Origin of the sequence: Streptomyces sp. DH37 (assembly GCF_029813835.1) — a bacterium.
Taxonomy (GTDB): Bacteria; Actinomycetota; Actinomycetes; order Streptomycetales; family Streptomycetaceae; genus Streptomyces.
Genome location: NZ_JARVKV010000267.1, coordinates 1 through 255, shown reverse-complemented (window position 1 = coordinate 255; position 255 = coordinate 1). Strand labels below are relative to the sequence as shown.

1 protein-coding gene is annotated in these 255 nt (G+C 71.8%); it reads right to left on the bottom strand.

The window, feature by feature from the left end:
• Positions 1-255, bottom strand: a 255-nt coding sequence (locus QC029_RS31500) for a condensation domain-containing protein (RefSeq protein WP_279559153.1), incomplete at both ends; no start/stop codon positions are given.

Below are 255 nucleotides of genomic sequence, written 5' to 3'. Positions count from 1 at the left end.
CGAGGGGGTGGGCGGTCAGGCCGGGCAGGTCCAGGGCGGCGCGGGCGTTGTTCTGCAGGACGATCATGACCTGGAACAGGGGGTGGCGGGCCAGGGAGCGGGCGGGTTGGAGGGCGTGGACGAGTTGTTCGAAGGGCAGGTCCTGGTGGGCGTAGGCGGCCAGGTCGGTGGTGCGGGCGCGTTCGACCAGGTCGCGCAGGCCGGGGTCGCCGGAGGTGTCGGTGCGCAGTACCAGGGTGTTGACGAAGAAGCCGA